Here is a 15681-nt window from a genome sequence, read left to right on the forward strand (position 1 = left end):
TTTTCGGTCGCGGTTAGTACACGTGTTCGATAAAATTTGGGTATGGCCGTCGCACTGCTCGAACCCCGCCCGGAGGACACGTCTCTCCTGGGTGGGATGCGGTCCGGCTTACTGGCTTACGTGCGGGATCTCGAGTCCAACTACCTGACGCTTCGGCCTGAGGAAGTCGCGGTGACCCTGGTCGAGGTTGAGCAGCTCTCCAACCTGGTCGATCACTTGCAGACTGTGGTTGCCCGTGCCGCTGAGGACCACCAACTCGCTACCGTTGACGCCCGGGACCCGTACAAGAACACTGCGGACTATTTGCGGGCGAAAATCGGTATCAGCCGCTCCGAAGCCAACCGCCGGTTACGCCTCGGACATGACGTCCTGCCCGAGGTTCCCGGGCCAGGCGCCACCGCCGCACCTACCCTGGGTGTGCTGGCTGAAGCGACCAAGGTCGGTGCGCTCAGCAGCCGTGCCGCCACCATCATCCGCAACGCCGTACACCGGGTCTCCACCGTCGCGACCGGCCGTGAGCTGGATGCCATGGAAGAGCACCTGGTCCGCCAGGCCGTCGAGTCCGACGAAGACGTCCTACGGGCCCTCGCCCAACGCTGGGAAGACATCATCGATCAGGACGGCACCGAGCCCACCGAAAAAACGCTGCGTGCACGTCAGGGCGTGTTCCTGCGCGGTAGGCGCCACGGACTGCACTTCATGGAAATCGGCGCCACCGATGAGCAGTTCGAACACCTCATCACCGTCATGAACACCGCCGCCAACCCCAGAACTCAGGGCACCGTTTCAGCGCCCGACGAGCCGACCCGTGAACAGAACCTGCTCGACGGGCTGGTTTCAGCATGCCGGATCGCGCTAACAGGTGATGGTCTTCCAGCGACCGGAGGACACCGACCCCAGGTAATGGTCACCATCAACTACCGTGACCTCCTCAAAGACCTGGCAGACAGCGGACACGACGGGCACGGTGGACATGACGGGCATTCGGTCTTCGCCCAACAGATAAGTGCCCGCAGCATCCGCAAGCTTGCCTGCGATGCCGACATCCTCCCGCTCGTTCTCGGCGGCAAGGGTCAGGTCTTGGACATCGGCCGCACCCAACGTCTCTTCCCACCGCACCTGCGACGGGCGCTCGTGGCCAGGGACAAAGGCTGCGCGTTCCCCGACTGCACCACACCCGCAACCTGGTGCGAAGCCCACCACATCATCCCCTGGGCTGCAGGCGGAACCACCAACATCCACGACGGCGTGCTGCTCTGCACCCGACACCACCACCAGATCCACGAAGGAAACTGGACAGTCGAATCAGTCCACGGAATCCCCTGGTTCACACCACCGACATACCTCGACCCGCAACGAACACCCAAACGCAACCGCTACTGGCAAGTAGAACAAGCCATCCACAACCACCTCGCGCGCTCTGACACCGGCATGAGCTCCAACGCGTCCAGGAGCACCCGCACCCACATCGGCACCGATGCCGGCACCGATGCCGGCGCCGGCACCCACACGGCACCACCGTGATCAGCGGCAGTGTTGCGGCAGCCAGTAACCTACTGGCTGGGCCTACTCGCCGGACGCACGGTCCCCGGCCTCACGGCGCCGGGTGGCCGCGTGTTCCACGACATCATCAAGGTCGTCCATGCTGAGCAGGTCCTTGCGCAGGTGCTTGGTGCGGTACCCGGCGCGTCCCACCATGTGTGCCGACACCGGCGCAGTGAGCAACTGGAAGATCCAGCAGACGATCAGGACGGGCACAACTGCCCAGGAGCGCTGTTGCACCGCGATGGCCAACAGGAACAACAACAGTCCCAGCACCTGGGGTTTGGTTGCCGCGTGCATGCGGCTCAGCAGGTCAGGAAACCGCAACAGTCCGACGGCTGCAGCCAGCGACATGAGCGCTCCACCGAGAAGCAAAACGGCGGTCAGGACATCCAGGGCAGCATCCATCAGCGGCTCACTTCTTTTCCGTGACGAACCGGGCGACCGTCACCGAAGCAATAAATCCGACGACGGACGTTGCCACGAGGATCACGAGGCTGTTGGTGTGCCCGTTGAAGACCATGTCAGCAGCGAGCGCGCCACCTACAATCGCGAGCAGAACGTCAACGGCCAGCACCCGGTCGAGGATCGAAGGACCACGCGCCACCCGGTAAATGGCGCACAACGCCGAGACTCCGAGGATTACAGCGATGATTCCGAGAATCACGTTCACGGGTGTCCCCTTCCGTCGAGGTGGTGCGGCGCATCGGTGCCGAGCAGCGCCAGGTCCTCCCGGGTGCCCATGACCCGGATTAGCCATTCCTCGGTACGCCGGGCGTTCTGGCGCACCTTCTCGGCGTCGTCCCTGGTAGTGACATTCAGGCAGTGCAGATACAGCGTGGATGTGGAGCGGTCCACCTCCACCACCAGGGATCCCGGAATCAGGGAAAGGACATGCCCGGTCGCGGTGACCAGCAGGTCGGACGGACTGCGCAAGCGCACAGCCACAACTGCGTTCTGCAGCTTCGGGCCCCGGGTGAGTGCCAGCCAGAATACCTGAAAGCTTGCCAGCACCAACTGGTGCAGGAACCGTCCGGCGAATCCGACGGCATAGAGCACGTTGAACCGCCCACTGAGCTCAACTGGCGGGAGATACAGCAGGTTGGCGACAGCAAACGCGATGATCGCTCCGAACACCATGTTTCCCAGGCTGAAGTCCTGCCAGAGCGCTCCCCATACGATGACGAGCCAGACCAGCAGCGGCAGTTCGACCCGGAGCGGGATCTTTTGTCTGGACATCATGGGGTTGCTCCTGCCGCTTCGGTGGCCGCTTCGGTAGCGCCTTCGCCCAGGACAGCGTCAATATAGGGTGTCCGCTCAAGCATCTGCTGTGCCGCCTGGTCACTGAGGGCAAACAGCGGACCTCCCAACAGGGTCAGGCTGACGCCCAGCAGCACCAGCCCGGCAGTAGCGCCAACCATGCTGCGGGGCAACAGGTTCACGGCAGTCCGGCCCGCAAATTTTCCGGTGCTATGCCCTGAAACCCTCCGTGAGGTTCGAACGGCTGAGCCGTCGGCTGACGTTGCCATCAGGATGGGATCGGGGTGGGTTGCATCCTCCGGCCGGCGCCAGAAGGCCCGGTTCCACACCCGTGCAATCACCAGCAGCGTCAGCAGGCTCGTCAGCACTCCCGCACCCACAAGCACATACGCCAACGGCGTTCCCAGTTCCACACCGGCCTGCAGCAGTCCCAGCTTGCCAAGGAAGCCGGAAAACGGCGGAATGCCGGCCAGGTTCATGCCCGGAACAAAGAACAAGAGAGCCAGTAGCGGGGAGATTTTCGCGAGTCCACCCAGCCGGTCCATGTTGGCCGTCCCACCCCGACGTTCAATCAGCCCGGTCACGAGGAACAGGCTGGTCTGCACAATGATGTGGTGCGCAACGTAGTACACCGTCGCTCCCAGACCGATAACCGTCGAAATGGCGAGCCCGAAGACCATGTAACCGATATGGCTGACCAGCGTGAAAGAGAGCATACGTTTGATATCCGACTGCGCCAGCGCACCAAGGATTCCGACGATCATGGTGAGCATCGCAACCACCATCAGCAGCGTGTTGATGCGGTCTCCGGGAAACAGAAGGGTTTCGGTCCGGACCATGGCGTACACGCCAACCTTCGTCAGCAAACCCGCAAACACAGCGGTGACGGGCGCAGGGGCAGTCGGATAGGAGTCAGGGAGCCAAAAGGACAACGGGAAGATCGCAGCCTTGATGCCGAAAGCGACCAGCAGCATCAGGTGCAGGATCATCTGCGTTCCGTGATCAATGTCCGCAAGCTTCAGCGCAAGGTCCGCCATATTGATGGTGCCGGTAGCCGCATAGATCATTCCAATACTGATGAGGAACAGCATCGATGACACCACACTGACGACGACGTAGGTCACCCCCGCACGGATGCGCGGCGTGGTGCCTCCGAGGGTCATGAGCACGTAACTTGCGGTCAGCAGGATCTCGAATCCCACGTACAGATTGAACAGGTCACCTGCGAGGAACGCATTGGAGACCCCTGCCACCAGAATCAGGTAGGTCGGATGGAAGATCGAGATGGGACCGTCTTCGTCCCCGTCTGTCATTCCCTGGCCCGTGGCATAGATCAGGACTGCCAGGCTGACTGCGGAGGACACCACGAGCATCAGGGCAGAAAACTGATCCACAACCATCGTGATGCCGAACGGCGCCGCCCAATTGCCGATGAAGACCGCCGTGGTGCCTTTCCCGCTGGTGTCGATCAGCAGGAAGATCTCGATCAGGAGGGTCACACACAATGTTGTGATGCTGACGGCCCGCTGGGAACGCGAATGCCGGATAAGCACGAACGCCAGTGCCGCTCCGAGAAACGGAAGAACGACGGCCAGGGGCGCAAGATTTGCTATGTTCATCGCCCCTCCGTCCGTGGTTTGTTTGCTCTTCTGGCGGTTGCCGTACGTTGGGCGCCCGGTGCTTCTTCGGCTTCCTCAACCGGCGTAAATTCTGTGGTCTCGATGGGCACCTCGGCGTCGTCTTCGGCGTCAAAGCTGCTCTGCGACGCCACTCGCCGGTCTTCAATGTCATCCTGCACTTCGTCCTGGCGTCCGAGGACCCACGAACGGTAGATGATGCCGAGCATGAAGGCGGTGACGGCGAAGGAAATCACGATGGAGGTAAGGATCAAGGCCTGTGGTAGGGGATCGCTATATTCCTCGGCCGGAATATCAGCCGAGTACAGCGGCGCCTTGCCCGCGGCTCCACCGCCGGCCAGGAGCAGCATGTTCGCTCCATTGGTGAGCATGATCAGCCCAAGCAGTACCCGGGTCAGGCTCCGCTCGAGCAGCAGATAGATCCCAGCAGCAAAGAGCGCACCCATGATGACAAGCAGCGTGATGTTGACGCTCACTGAGCCACCCCTTCTTCCGGGTCCCTGGTCTTCGTCTGCGACGTCTTTGCCTCGGAGGTTTTCGCCTCAGGCGTCTTCGTCGGTTCAGGCGTTCCTGCATCGATGGTTGCGGTGACGCCTTCGCTGCGTTCGTCGATCTCGGAGCCCAGGCTGCGCAGCACGTCAAGCACCAGTCCGACCACCACCAGGTAGACCCCGATGTCGAAGATGGTCGACGTCACGAACTTGATGTCCCCGAATACGGGCCAGGTTGTCTCGATGATCGCGCTCTGAAACACCTCACCGCCCAGGAACACCGGCACGATAGCCGTCAGCGCCGCCGTTGCAAGACCTCCGCCAAGGAGCAGGCCGGCACTGATCGGCGTAGCCTCAGCCAGTTCAAAGCGGCCGCCGGCGAGGTAGCGGATGGTCAGGGCCAGCCCTGCCATCAGTCCGCCGGCAAACCCACCGCCCGGAAGGTTGTGCCCGGCAAGCAGAAGGTAGATCGAGAAAATGATCACCGAGTGGAAGAGCAGACGGGTAATCACCTCGAAGATGATGGAGCGTCGTTCCGGTGCAAGGGTCCGGCCCGCAACCAGCCAGGCGTCGTTCGCGGAGCTCGCGAACTTCTTGGCCAGTTCCAAGGCTGCGGCCTCCCTACCGTACGCGTCGATCGGTTCCTTGCCCCGCCCGACCGTACCGCTCTTGACGCCGTCCGCCCGCACTCTTCCGTCGCCACGGCCACGAATGAAAATCAGGCTCGCGACTCCGGTCGCAGCGATCGCGAGCACACTGATTTCGCCGAAGGTGTCCCATGCCCGGATGTCCACGAGAGTGACGTTGACGATGTTGGCGCCTCCGCCGTCGTCGTAAGCAAGCGAGGGAAAGCTCAGCGAGATGGGTTCCGCCACCCGGGAAGCCATTGCCGACATCGCGATCGCCACCATCACCGAGCCGAAGGAGATGCCCAGGACCGCGCGGAGGAGCCGGTATTTGCGGCCAGGGGCCCGCTGCCACAGGCGCGCTGGGAGGGACCGCAACGCGAGGACGAATGCAACCAGAACGATCGTCTCGACCAGCAGTTGGGTCAGCGCCAGGTCCGGAGCGCCCTGCAGCGCGAAGATCAGTGCGATCCCGTAACCGGTGACACCCACCATGATCACGGCCATGAATCGCTTGGTCGCCCGAAGCGCAGCAATCGCGCCAAGGATGATAACGACGCCGGCAATGAGCTGGGCCGGCGAGTCCGCCAGGTACCAGTCCTGCGGAACCGGTGCATCAAAGAAGATCAGGGCGCTCAGCGGCGTGATAATCGCCATCGTGAGGATGACAAACAGGTAGAACGCCAGCGAACCTCGCTGAGTTCGGCCGGTGAGCCAGACCGCCACGTCATCGAGCACACCGATAACGGCCTTGTAGTTCCGCTCGGCGTCGATGTCGGGGGCAACCCTGGTCTGAAGCCGTTCGAAGCGATCACGCAGCAGGAAGAGCGTCAGGCCGCCCGCGATCGACAGCAGGGACAGGAACAACGCCGGCGTGACGCCGTGCCAGAGCAGCAGGTGGGGAGTCTCCTCTCCCGCCGGAAAGGTGCTGAGGTAGGGCTGGATCGCCGAGTCGAGCGGCGTCGGCCACAGCCCAAAGACGACCGATGCACCGGCCAGCAGCGCCGGAGCGAACAGGAAGGACGGCTCAACCCGTTTGAATGGCGTTGGGTTCGCTGACTTCCTGGCGAAACCACCCCAGATAAAGCGGGCGCTGTACGCGAAGGTCAGCATGGAGCCCAGAACAATTCCGACGAGCATCACCATGCCTACCGGCCCCTCCTCCGCCCGGTGGACAAATGCCTCGAAGACGGATTCCTTGGCCACGAACCCCAGGAGCGGAGGTATTCCGGCCATTGACGCGGCCGCGAGAACAGCGATCACGGCAAGCACCGGCGCAGACCGGCCGATCCCGCACAACTTCCGGATGTCACGGGTACCGGACTGGTGATCGATGATGCCGACCACGAGAAAGAGCGTCGCCTTGAAGAACCCGTGGGCAAGCAGGAGCCCCAGTCCGGCAAGCGCAGCTTCCTGGCCACCCAGGCCAACAACGATGGTCAGGAAACCCAGCTGGCTCACGGTGCCGTAGGCGAGAAGGAGCTTCAGGTCATGCTGGCGCAGGGCGCGCCACCCGCCGAAGATCATCGTTGCGAGACCGAGGCTGAGGACGATCGGCGGCCACAGCAGTGTGTCGGAAAACCCAGGCGCAAACCGGGCAATGAGATAGATGCCGGCTTTCACCATTGCGGCAGCATGCAGGTAGGCACTGACCGGCGTGGGTGCTGCCATGGCGCTGGGAAGCCAGAAATGGAATGGCACCAATGCGGATTTGGAGAGCGCACCTACCAGGATCAGGACGATCGCCGTCTCCACTGCAGGGCCGGTGAGCGAGTCTGGACGCGCAAGGATGTCCGAGAGCCGGTAGGTCCCGGCTGACTGCCCCAGAACGATGAGGCCCACGAGCATGGCCAGCCCGCCGAGCGTGGTCACAATGAGCGCCTGCAGCGCAGCACGCCTCGCGGAGAGGCGATGCCTCGAGTATCCGATCAGTAGGTAGGACAGAACTGTTGTCAGTTCCCAGAAGATGAACAGGAGGATGAGGTCATCGGCGATGACCAGACCGAACATGGCCCCCGCGAAGGCAAGGAGCTGGGCACCGAACGGGCCGATGTCGGCATCGTCCTGCTTGAAGTAGCGCGCACAGTAGAACAGCACCAGAGACCCGACGCCGAGAACAAGGATGCTGAGCACCGCGGCCAGCGCGTCCATGCGGAAGGCCAGTTCCAGTTGAAGCTGGGGAATCCAGGGGACGACCACGGACGGCGGTGCGTTGGGTTGGCCGTTGCCGCTGAGCTGGTCCGCGTCGATGTAATCGGCGAAGGTCACCAGCAGCCACACGAATCCCGCTGCAGGTACCGCAGCAAGGAGATAGAAGGCCGAGCGGCCCATCAGGCGGAAGATCAAGGGCGCTATTGCGGCCACCGCGAAGAGGGCGATGAGCACGGATAGCACGATGATCTCCTGATCTCTCAGAGTGAGACGGTCAGCTGACGGTCAAGGGCATGTGTCTATTCTACCCGTGGCATACTCGACGCTGCCTCCCGGTTCTGCCCAGCGCACAAGTCGCCGGCAAGGGAATAAAAGCGGCCCTCACCCAGTTGTTGGTCCGCAGCGGATAGCATGCAGCCTATGAGCACGGACTCCCAACACCCCCCTGGACGACTCCTTTCCAAGCCCGTGCTTGCGTGGGCTTCATGGGACTGGGGGTCAGCGGCTTTCAACGCAGTCATGACCACCTTCGTCTTCACCGTCTATCTCACGTCCGACGCCTTCGGTGGGGAAACCTATGCGTCGGAGGTTCTCGGTTGGGGCCTGGCAGTTGCCGGCCTGCTCATTGCGCTCCTCGCGCCCGTAACGGGTCAACGCTCAGATGTGGGCGGTCGCCGCAAACTCTGGCTGGGCGTGAACAGCCTGGCCGTCGCGGCATTGACCGCCCTGTGTTTCTTCGTCTTTCCGCGGCCTGAACTGCTGATCCTCGGCGTTGCGCTGATCGCGGCCGCGAATATCTTCTTTGAGTTCGCCGGCGTCAACTACAACGCCATGCTTGCCCAGATCTCCACCCCGTCCAGCGTGGGACGGGTCAGCGGGTTCGGGTGGGCAATGGGATATGTGGGCGGGATCGTGGCCCTGGTGATCGTTCTGGTCGCTTTTGTCCAGCCGGTTTTCGACTGGTTCGGGTCCAGCACCGAGGGAGCGTTGAACATCCGATTGGTCGCTGTGTTCTCCGCTCTTTGGTTTCTTGCCTTCGCACTCCCGGTGATGTTCGCGGTTCCTGAAGTCCCCCGCCAGCGACAGGCCGACCGCCTGAGTTTCCTCGCCTCCTACGGATTACTCTTCCGGCGCATCAAGGCGATTTACCGGACCAGCCCGCACACCATCTTCTTCCTGCTCGCGAGCGCCATCTTCCGTGACGGTTTGGCGGCGGTGTTCACTTTCGGCGGCATCATCGCTGCCGGAACATTCGGTTTCGAACTCAGCGAAGTTATTCTGTTCGCCATCGTGGGTAATGTCATCGCTGCAATCGGTGCAGTGATCGGCGGCTACTTCGATGACCGCGTCGGTCCCAAGATGGTCATCATCGTGTCGCTGATCGGTCTCCTGGTCGCGGGCACCGCCGTGATGGTCCTTGGAGCGGCAGATCAGCAGATGTTCGGGTTGAGCTGGAGCGGAGATACGACGTTCTGGATCTTCGGGCTCCTGCTCACCCTGTTTGTGGGTCCGGCACAGGCCTCTTCCCGCGCCTACCTGGCACGCCTGTCACCACGGGGTGAGGAGGGCGAGATGTTCGGGCTGTATGCCACCACCGGCCGTGCGGTGAGCTTCCTGGCTCCGGCACTGTTCTCCCTCTTCATCGGCATCTTCGGGGAACAGCGGTTCGGGATCCTCGGCATTCTGGTGGTGTTGCTGGCCGGCCTGCTGGTACTGCTCCCGGTGAAGCCGCCCGCAAAGGTGACTCCCGCCGTCGTTCCTGCTCCGTAGCCCCGCTGGTTTTGAAGCGCGGACGCACGTCCGCGCTTCACAGCACGTCCCGCGCTGCGAAGCACGTCCGGCGCTGCGAAGCCCGCTCAGCAGGAACTCAGCGGGAAGCAGTTTCTTCGGCGATTTCGGTGCGGTGGAAGTTCAGATGGCTACGCGACGCCGTCGGCCCCCGCTGGCCCTGATAGCGGTTGCCGTACTGTCCCGAACCGTAGGAGTGCTCCGCGGGCGAGGTGAGCTTGAAGAAGCAGAGCTGGCCGATTTTGGAACCCGGCCACAATTTGATCGGTAGGGTTGCCATGTTGGACAGCTCAAGGGTGACGTGACCCGAGAAACCGGGATCGATGAAGCCTGCCGTCGAGTGGGTGAGCAGACCCAGACGCCCAAGCGAGGACTTGCCCTCGAGGCGCGCCGCGATGTCGTCAGGAAGTGTGACCTTCTCATACGTGGAGCCGAGGACGAACTCGCCCGGGTGGAGGATGAACGGCTCATCCGGAGCGACCTCCACCAGTCGGGTCAGGTCTGGCTGATTCTCGGCCGGGTCGATGTGCGCGTACTTGTGGTTATCGAAAAGCCGAAAAAACCGGTCGATGCGGACATCGACGCTCGACGGCTGCACCATCTCCGGTTCATAGGGGTCGAGGGCGATGCGCCCGGCGGCAATTTCGGTTCGGATGTCGCGGTCGGAGATCAGCACCGTCTAAAAATACCGCACCGGTCAGGCCTGGCCGATCTCGGTACGCACTGCGAACAGCTCGGGAAAGAATGTCAGTTCCAACGCCTTCTGCAGGAACCCGACTCCGCTAGACCCGCCGGTTCCGGCCTTGTGGCCGATGGTTCTCTCCACCGTCTTCAGGTGCCTGAACCGCCATAGCTGGAAGTTGTCCTCCAGGTCCACGAGCTCTTCACACGCCTCGTAGACGTCCCAGTGACCGGCAGCGTCCTCATACACCTCCTTATAGACCTGGACCAGCCCGGGGTTGAACTCATGCGCGCGCGTTACGTCCCGTTCAAGCAGTTCCGTGGGGATGGAGTAGCCGCGACGCGAGAGGTAGGCAATGAACTCGTCGTAGATGCTGGTTTCCCGAAGCAGCCGCGACAGGAGCTCGAAAGCTTCAGCGTCACTTTCGAACACCTGCAGCATTCCCGCGTTCTTGTTGCCGAGCAGGAATTCGACGGCACGGTACTGGTAGGACTGGAACCCGCTGGCTGCCTGGAGCGCACCGCGGAACTCCGCATATTCCGACGGCGTGAGCGTCGCCAGAACAGACCACTGTTCGGTCAGCGAGCGCTGAATATGCTTGATGCGCGCTATGCCCTTCATGGCTGCCCGTAGATCATCCGCCTGCAGGTGCGTACGGACCGCACCGAGCTCATGCAGGACAAGCTTCAGCCAGAGTTCGGAGGTCTGGTGCTGGATAATGAACAGCATTTCATCATGGTGTTCCGGCCTACTGACCGGATGCTGCGCGGAAAGAATGGAGTCCAGAGCGAGGTAGGACCCATAACTCATCTTCCCCGAGAAATCCTTTTCGATGCCTGCTTCAAGGTTTCTGGTATTCCGCTCCACGCTCATGCCTCCCAGCGTAGTTCTTCGCACCAGTGAACTGCGCCACCGCGATCGCGCCTTTGGAGACTGCCATTGAAGACTGTCAGGGGCGGCCGCTAGGTTGGGGGAACCCGAGGAGGCGCCATGATCCCACCCACACCGTCCCACGTTCGCTGCAGCATTGTTCCGCCCTACCTATTGGCACGGCTGGCTGGACTCGAAGCTCCGGAACATCAGTCTGCCGCGGCCGCCGCCCGGCGCGCACTGGTGGAGTTGGACCCGATCCATCATGCCCGCGCCACAGCTCCCAGGGATCCATCGCGGGGAGCTGGTACCGCCGTCGTCCTGGCCCTTCGCCGAACCATAGCGGACGCAGGCGGCAGCGAATCCCTGCCTGGACAGATTGTCCGCCGGGAAGGCGATCCGCCTATGGGCGATGTAGCGGTGGATGAAGCGTATGCCGGCCTTGGTGCGACGTATGAGCTGTTCAGCGAGGTGTACAAAAGAGCGTCAATTGACAACTCGGGCCTGCCACTGGATGCCACGGTTCACTACGGGCAGCAGTATGACAACGCGTTCTGGGACGGCACCCGGATGGTGTTCGGAGACGGTGACGGTGAGGTCTTCGGTCGTTTCACGGCGTCGCTCACGGTGATCGGCCACGAACTGGCACATGGATTCACGCAGTACTCCTCCAACCTGCGGTACCAGGGCCAGTCGGGCGCGCTCAACGAATCCATCTCGGATGTCTTCGGCGTGCTGGTCGAGCAGCGTCAGCTGGGCCAGTCTGCAGATGCAGCGAGCTGGCTGGTCGGTGAAGGCCTCTTCACTGACGAGGTGGAGGGGCGCGCGCTGCGCTCGCTGAAGGCGCCGGGAACCGCTTACGACGACGACGTCCTCGGCAAGGATCCACAGCCCGCCACCATGGCGGATTACGTGGACACCACGTCGGACAACGGCGGCGTGCACATCAATTCCGGTATCCCGAACCATGCCTTCTACATCGCAGCTGCACGGCTGGGCGGAAATGCGTGGGAGGGCTGTGGGCAGATCTGGTATGACGCCGCAACCGGTGGCCGCGTTCCCACGGACTGCGATTTCTCGCTGTTCGCTTCCGTAACCGTTGAAGCCGCCATCGCCCGATTCGGGGACGGGTCATCGGAGGCGGACGCGGTCCGTTATGCGTGGCGGGAAGTGGGCGTGCTGTGACGCGGATTGAGGTATCGCGTTCGGGCGGATTCGCCGGGCTGACCCGCACGTGGAGTGTGGAGGTGAGCTCCACCGAGGCGGAGGAACGCTGGCTGCCCCTCCTGGAGGGTGCGGACAACAGCGGAGTCGAGGATGCTGAACGCGATCGCTACGTCTACCACATCGCTATCGGTTACCGGGAAGTGACCGTCGCCGAGAGCGCGGTGGAAGGCCCCTGGAAGGAACTGGTGGAGTGGGTCAAAGACGCCTCGTCCAGCCAGCGTGGAGAAGACTCGGGTCAGGAATCCGGTCAGGCGCCCGGCTGAGGTCCGCCAAGACGCCGGTAACCGCGCGGGCGCCTAATGCATCCCGCACATGTTGTAGTGTTTATGGAGCGGTTTCGGCCGCATGCGGGCGTAGCTCAATGGTAGAGCGCTAGCTTCCCAAGCTCGATACGCGGGTTCGATTCCCGTCGCCCGCTCCATAGGTAAAACCGTACGCTCTTCACGTGAAACCGGCCGCTCCAAAGGTTGGACCCGCGCCTCCGAGGTACAACGGTCAGCTTGTAGAGCGCGGCCCAAACATGATTACCGCAACGCCCGCGAGGCAGACGGCGCTTCCGATCAAATCCCAGAGGTCAGGCCGGAAACCGTCAAAGGCCATACCCCACGCAAGTGATCCCACAACGAAGACGCCGCCATACGCGGCAAGGATCCGGCCGAAGTGAGCATCAGGCTGCAGAGTCGCAACGAAGCCGTAAGCACCGAGGGCCATGACCCCCAAACCTGCCCACCACCACGGCTGGCCTTCCCGCACGCTCCGCCACACGAGCCACGCTCCCCCGATCTCGGCCACCGCTGCGACGGCAAAAAGGACAATGACGAGAAGGATGCTCATGACCCCATTATTTCGCTGCGCTGCAATTTACTGCTCTGCTATCTAGCTGCGCCGCAATGTCCCTGCGACGTTGTCTCCCTGCGCTGCTATTTCCCAGCCACGTTCTGGGCGCGCGCACAAGCCAGCCGTCCGGCTACGAAACCTTCGGCACAATCGCAACCAACCGGCGTCGTTCATCGTGCGCTGATGTCCAGCGAAAGCGAACAGTCAACTGGCCGCGACGGGCAAGCACGACGGCGATGCCTCCCGCCGCCAGAACGGGAACACCTCCGGCAATCACCATGGTGGGCTGTGCACCGATGTTCTCCGCAAGCCACCCGATCATGGGACCACCGAGTGCCTGCCCGCCGATGAGCACCATCATGTAGAGGCTCATCACGCGTCCGCGGATGGCCAGGTTGGTGGATGTCTGAACCAGCTGGTTGGCTCCCGTGACAAACCACAGGCAGCCGATTCCTGCACAGAACATCAGCATGGTGAATACGAGTTGGCTAGGCACATACGCGGCGATCACCATGAACCCGCCAAACGCCGTCATTCCGCCAAGCACCCCGCGCAGCCGCAGCGTTGTTCGGCGGGTGGACGCGAGAGCACCGACCAGCGAGCCGCTGGCCAGGGCGGTATTGAGCAGGCCGTAGCCGCCCGCCCCCGATTCGAAGACGCTGTCGGCAAAAGCTGCCAGAAGCACCGGTGTGCTGAGCGCAAAGACGGCCACGAAGGCGGCGCAGACCGTGGTCCAGAAAATAGCCGGCTTGTCGAGGAGGTACCGTGCACCCGCACGCAACTGCCCCTTCGCGCGGGGTGCCGGCGCCGTCGCGTTGAGTTGGTCAGTACGCAGCCGGGCCAGCGTCAGCACTGTGTAACAGCAGGCAATCGCGTTGATGGCGAACGCCCACCCGCCTCCAACGGCAACAATGAGCAACCCACTGATTGCCGGACCCACCATGGCGCCGAGTTGGAAGATCGACGAGTTGAGGCTGATGGCATTTCGCAGGTGGATTGGCCCAACTAGGTCATTGACGAAGACCTGACGCGCGGGAGCGTCCACCACAGTCACCAGGCCGAGGACAAAGGCAATGAGGTAGACGTGCCACACCTCGATCAGACCCGAGAGCGCCAGCACCGCCATGGCTGCCGCCATGAGTGCCGCAACACTCTGCGAAATGATGAGGAGGGTGCGTTTGGAATAGCGGTCCGCCACCACTCCTCCCCAAGGCCCGAGAACCAGCATGGGAGCGAACTGCAGCGCAACGGTCACGCCAACGGCTGCCACGGATCCCGACAGCTCGAGGACCATCCAGTCCTGTGCGATGCGCTGCATCCAGACAGCTACGACGGCGATGAGGTGGGAGAGTGCGAACAGGCGGAAGTTCGGGATGCGAAGCGAGATGAACGTGTCGCGCCAGGCTGGGCGCTGCGAGGTGACGGGAATCGGGGCGGTCAGTGTGGGATCTCCGGCCGGTGCGGAGGGCGGTGGGGGTGCCAAGGGAACTTTCCTGAACTTGGTGGGATAGGGATTGGAGCGGTCAGTACCCCTTCAACGCTAACCAGCCACCCTCCTATTAGGAATGGTGATTGAGCTTATAAGTACTATTGGGAAACGTAATGGCTGGACGAAGGGTAGCCCGTGTACGACTCCATCCAACTCAAATCCTTCCTGGCCGTCGCCGAGACCCGCAGTTTCACGGGAGCCGCAACCCGGCTCGGGCTGAGCCAGCCGACTGTCAGCCAGCATGTCCGGAAGCTTGAAAAGGCCGCCGGCCGGATGCTCATCGTGCGGGATACCCGGGAAGTCCGTCTCACCGACAACGGCGATGCGATGGCCGGGTTCGCGAGAACCATACTGGCGGCCCAGGAACAGGCGCTCACCTACTTCTCTGGATCCGCCATGCGCGGACGGCTGCGCTTTGGGGTTGCCGATGACCTCGCCATCACCCAGCTTCCCCGGATCCTCCGGCACTTCCGTCAGCTCTACCCACAGATCAACCTTGAACTGACGGTGTCGCAAAGCCCGCCGCTGCTGCGCCGCCTGCGTGCCGGTCAACTGGACCTGATCCTCATCAAGTACATGGCCGGTACGGGTGAGGGCACCCTGGTGCAGCGTGACCGCCTTGTGTGGGCGGGTCATGCCAAGACAACGCTCGACGACGGCGCCCCGGTCCCGCTGATTGCCTACCAGGCGCCCAGCCTCAGCCGGCAAATGGCGATCGAAGCACTTGAGCAGGCGGGCAGGACCTGGCGGATCACGTGCAATACCCGGGAAATCAACGGCGTGCTGGCGGCCGCACGCGCGGGAATCGGGCTGGCCGTTTTTCCTCAGTCCCTCATCCCCGATGACCTCGTCCAGGTGACCAACCGCTTCGATCTGCCTCCGCTGGGTGACGTGGACTTCACGCTGCTGAGTAACCCGCTGGCGAACCAGGAGCTTGTCGAGACGTTGAGCACCGCCATCCTCGGCCGTGCGCTGCGTAAACCGACGGACTCCTGACCACGGCCGCATGGCCAGTGCCGGGGCCAGCCCCGGGGCCAGCCCCGGGGCCAGCCCCGGGGCCGGCTGAGCGTGCTCAAGGCCA

General features: G+C 62.8%; 15 protein-coding genes and 1 tRNA gene. 6 read left to right on the plus strand and 10 right to left on the minus strand.

Features of this window, described 5'->3' with window-relative positions:
• Positions 1–42 precede the first annotated feature (42 nt).
• Entirely contained in the window at positions 43–1524 is a 1482-nt protein-coding gene (locus AC1MBU_RS15210) for an HNH endonuclease signature motif containing protein (RefSeq protein WP_479787844.1), read from the plus strand.
• A 42-nt stretch (positions 1525–1566) separates the two neighbouring features.
• Here AC1MBU_RS15210 and mnhG read toward each other — a convergent pair whose 3' ends face one another.
• From mnhG to AC1MBU_RS15240, 6 genes are read right to left on the minus strand one after another with little or no spacing between them, the layout of a single operon-like run.
• Positions 1567–1950, minus strand: coding sequence for a monovalent cation/H(+) antiporter subunit G (mnhG, locus tag AC1MBU_RS15215; protein WP_056544401.1), 384 nt, complete (start codon positions 1948–1950; stop codon positions 1567–1569).
• Positions 1951–1957: 7 nt separating this feature from the next.
• Entirely contained in the window at positions 1958–2215 is a 258-nt protein-coding gene (locus AC1MBU_RS15220; RefSeq protein WP_056544404.1) for an MrpF/PhaF family protein, read from the minus strand.
• The gene (locus AC1MBU_RS15225; RefSeq protein ID WP_277357464.1) at positions 2212–2781 is read right to left on the minus strand and encodes a Na+/H+ antiporter subunit E; all 570 of its coding nucleotides are present in this window, start codon (positions 2779–2781) and stop codon (positions 2212–2214) included. Before AC1MBU_RS15225 ends, AC1MBU_RS15220 begins: the two co-directional genes overlap by 4 nt.
• Positions 2781–4421, minus strand: a complete 1641-nt coding sequence (locus AC1MBU_RS15230) for a Na+/H+ antiporter subunit D (protein WP_479787845.1) — start codon at positions 4419–4421, stop codon at positions 2781–2783. The genes AC1MBU_RS15225 and AC1MBU_RS15230 overlap by 1 nt, the downstream gene beginning before the upstream one ends.
• Positions 4418–4915: a Na(+)/H(+) antiporter subunit C gene (locus tag AC1MBU_RS15235; protein ID WP_277357381.1), complete on the minus strand. Its 498-nt coding sequence runs from the start codon at positions 4913–4915 to the stop codon at positions 4418–4420. Before AC1MBU_RS15235 ends, AC1MBU_RS15230 begins: the two co-directional genes overlap by 4 nt.
• Positions 4912–7950 carry a Na+/H+ antiporter subunit A gene (locus AC1MBU_RS15240; RefSeq protein ID WP_479787847.1) on the minus strand — a complete coding sequence of 1013 codons (3039 nt, stop codon included), beginning with the start codon at positions 7948–7950 and terminating at the stop codon, positions 4912–4914. Before AC1MBU_RS15240 ends, AC1MBU_RS15235 begins: the two co-directional genes overlap by 4 nt.
• Before the next feature lie 177 nt (positions 7951–8127).
• Between AC1MBU_RS15240 and AC1MBU_RS15245 the strand changes: the two genes are divergently transcribed.
• Positions 8128–9477: an MFS transporter gene (locus AC1MBU_RS15245; RefSeq protein ID WP_277357383.1), complete on the plus strand. Its 1350-nt coding sequence runs from the start codon at positions 8128–8130 to the stop codon at positions 9475–9477.
• Positions 9478–9574: 97 nt separating this feature from the next.
• Here AC1MBU_RS15245 and dcd read toward each other — a convergent pair whose 3' ends face one another.
• Together dcd and kynA are read right to left on the minus strand one after the other, a co-directional pair.
• Complete coding sequence (gene dcd / locus AC1MBU_RS15250; protein WP_277357384.1) at positions 9575–10171, minus strand: dCTP deaminase; 597 nt, start codon at positions 10169–10171, stop codon at positions 9575–9577.
• Positions 10172–10192: 21 nt separating this feature from the next.
• Positions 10193–11050, minus strand: coding sequence for a tryptophan 2,3-dioxygenase (kynA, locus tag AC1MBU_RS15255; RefSeq protein ID WP_479787848.1), 858 nt, complete (start codon positions 11048–11050; stop codon positions 10193–10195).
• Between the two features lie 117 nt (positions 11051–11167).
• Between kynA and AC1MBU_RS15260 the strand changes: the two genes are divergently transcribed.
• From AC1MBU_RS15260 to AC1MBU_RS15270, 3 genes are all read left to right on the plus strand, one after another.
• Positions 11168–12232 carry a M4 family metallopeptidase gene (locus tag AC1MBU_RS15260; RefSeq protein ID WP_479787849.1) on the plus strand — a complete coding sequence of 355 codons (1065 nt, stop codon included), beginning with the start codon at positions 11168–11170 and terminating at the stop codon, positions 12230–12232.
• Between the two features lie 62 nt (positions 12233–12294).
• Complete coding sequence (locus AC1MBU_RS15265; protein ID WP_157358966.1) at positions 12295–12537, plus strand: hypothetical protein; 243 nt, start codon at positions 12295–12297, stop codon at positions 12535–12537.
• An 84-nt stretch (positions 12538–12621) separates the two neighbouring features.
• Positions 12622–12695 (plus strand) — tRNA-Gly (locus AC1MBU_RS15270).
• Between the two features lie 74 nt (positions 12696–12769).
• Here the strand turns inward: AC1MBU_RS15270 and AC1MBU_RS15275 are convergent.
• Entirely contained in the window at positions 12770–13108 is a 339-nt protein-coding gene (locus tag AC1MBU_RS15275; RefSeq protein WP_479787850.1) for a YnfA family protein, read from the minus strand.
• A 133-nt stretch (positions 13109–13241) separates the two neighbouring features.
• Positions 13242–14594: an MFS transporter gene (locus tag AC1MBU_RS15280; protein ID WP_479787851.1), complete on the minus strand. Its 1353-nt coding sequence runs from the start codon at positions 14592–14594 to the stop codon at positions 13242–13244.
• Between the two features lie 141 nt (positions 14595–14735).
• On the opposite strand from AC1MBU_RS15280, the gene AC1MBU_RS15285 reads away from it, so the two are divergent.
• Positions 14736–15596, plus strand: a complete 861-nt coding sequence (locus AC1MBU_RS15285) for a LysR substrate-binding domain-containing protein (RefSeq protein WP_346027362.1) — start codon at positions 14736–14738, stop codon at positions 15594–15596.
• Positions 15597–15681 lie beyond the last annotated feature (85 nt).

The sequence above is a fragment of the Arthrobacter sp. PTI12 genome, assembly GCF_056679915.1.

What these genes read in the sequence shown, in the direction of transcription:
- AC1MBU_RS15210 (WP_479787844.1), top strand. Translation starts at nt 43, where the DNA reads ATGGCCGTCGCACTGCTCGAACCCCGCCCGGAGGACACGTCTCTCCTG.
- mnhG (WP_056544401.1), bottom strand. Translation starts at nt 1,950, where the DNA reads ATGGATGCTGCCCTGGATGTCCTGACCGCCGTTTTGCTTCTCGGTGGA.
- AC1MBU_RS15225 (WP_277357464.1), bottom strand. Translation starts at nt 2,781, where the DNA reads ATGTCCAGACAAAAGATCCCGCTCCGGGTCGAACTGCCGCTGCTGGTC.
- AC1MBU_RS15230 (WP_479787845.1), bottom strand. Translation starts at nt 4,421, where the DNA reads ATGAACATAGCAAATCTTGCGCCCCTGGCCGTCGTTCTTCCGTTTCTC.
- AC1MBU_RS15245 (WP_277357383.1), top strand. Translation starts at nt 8,128, where the DNA reads ATGAGCACGGACTCCCAACACCCCCCTGGACGACTCCTTTCCAAGCCC.
- kynA (WP_479787848.1), bottom strand. Translation starts at nt 11,050, where the DNA reads ATGAGCGTGGAGCGGAATACCAGAAACCTTGAAGCAGGCATCGAAAAG.
- AC1MBU_RS15260 (WP_479787849.1), top strand. Translation starts at nt 11,168, where the DNA reads ATGATCCCACCCACACCGTCCCACGTTCGCTGCAGCATTGTTCCGCCC.
- AC1MBU_RS15275 (WP_479787850.1), bottom strand. Translation starts at nt 13,108, where the DNA reads ATGAGCATCCTTCTCGTCATTGTCCTTTTTGCCGTCGCAGCGGTGGCC.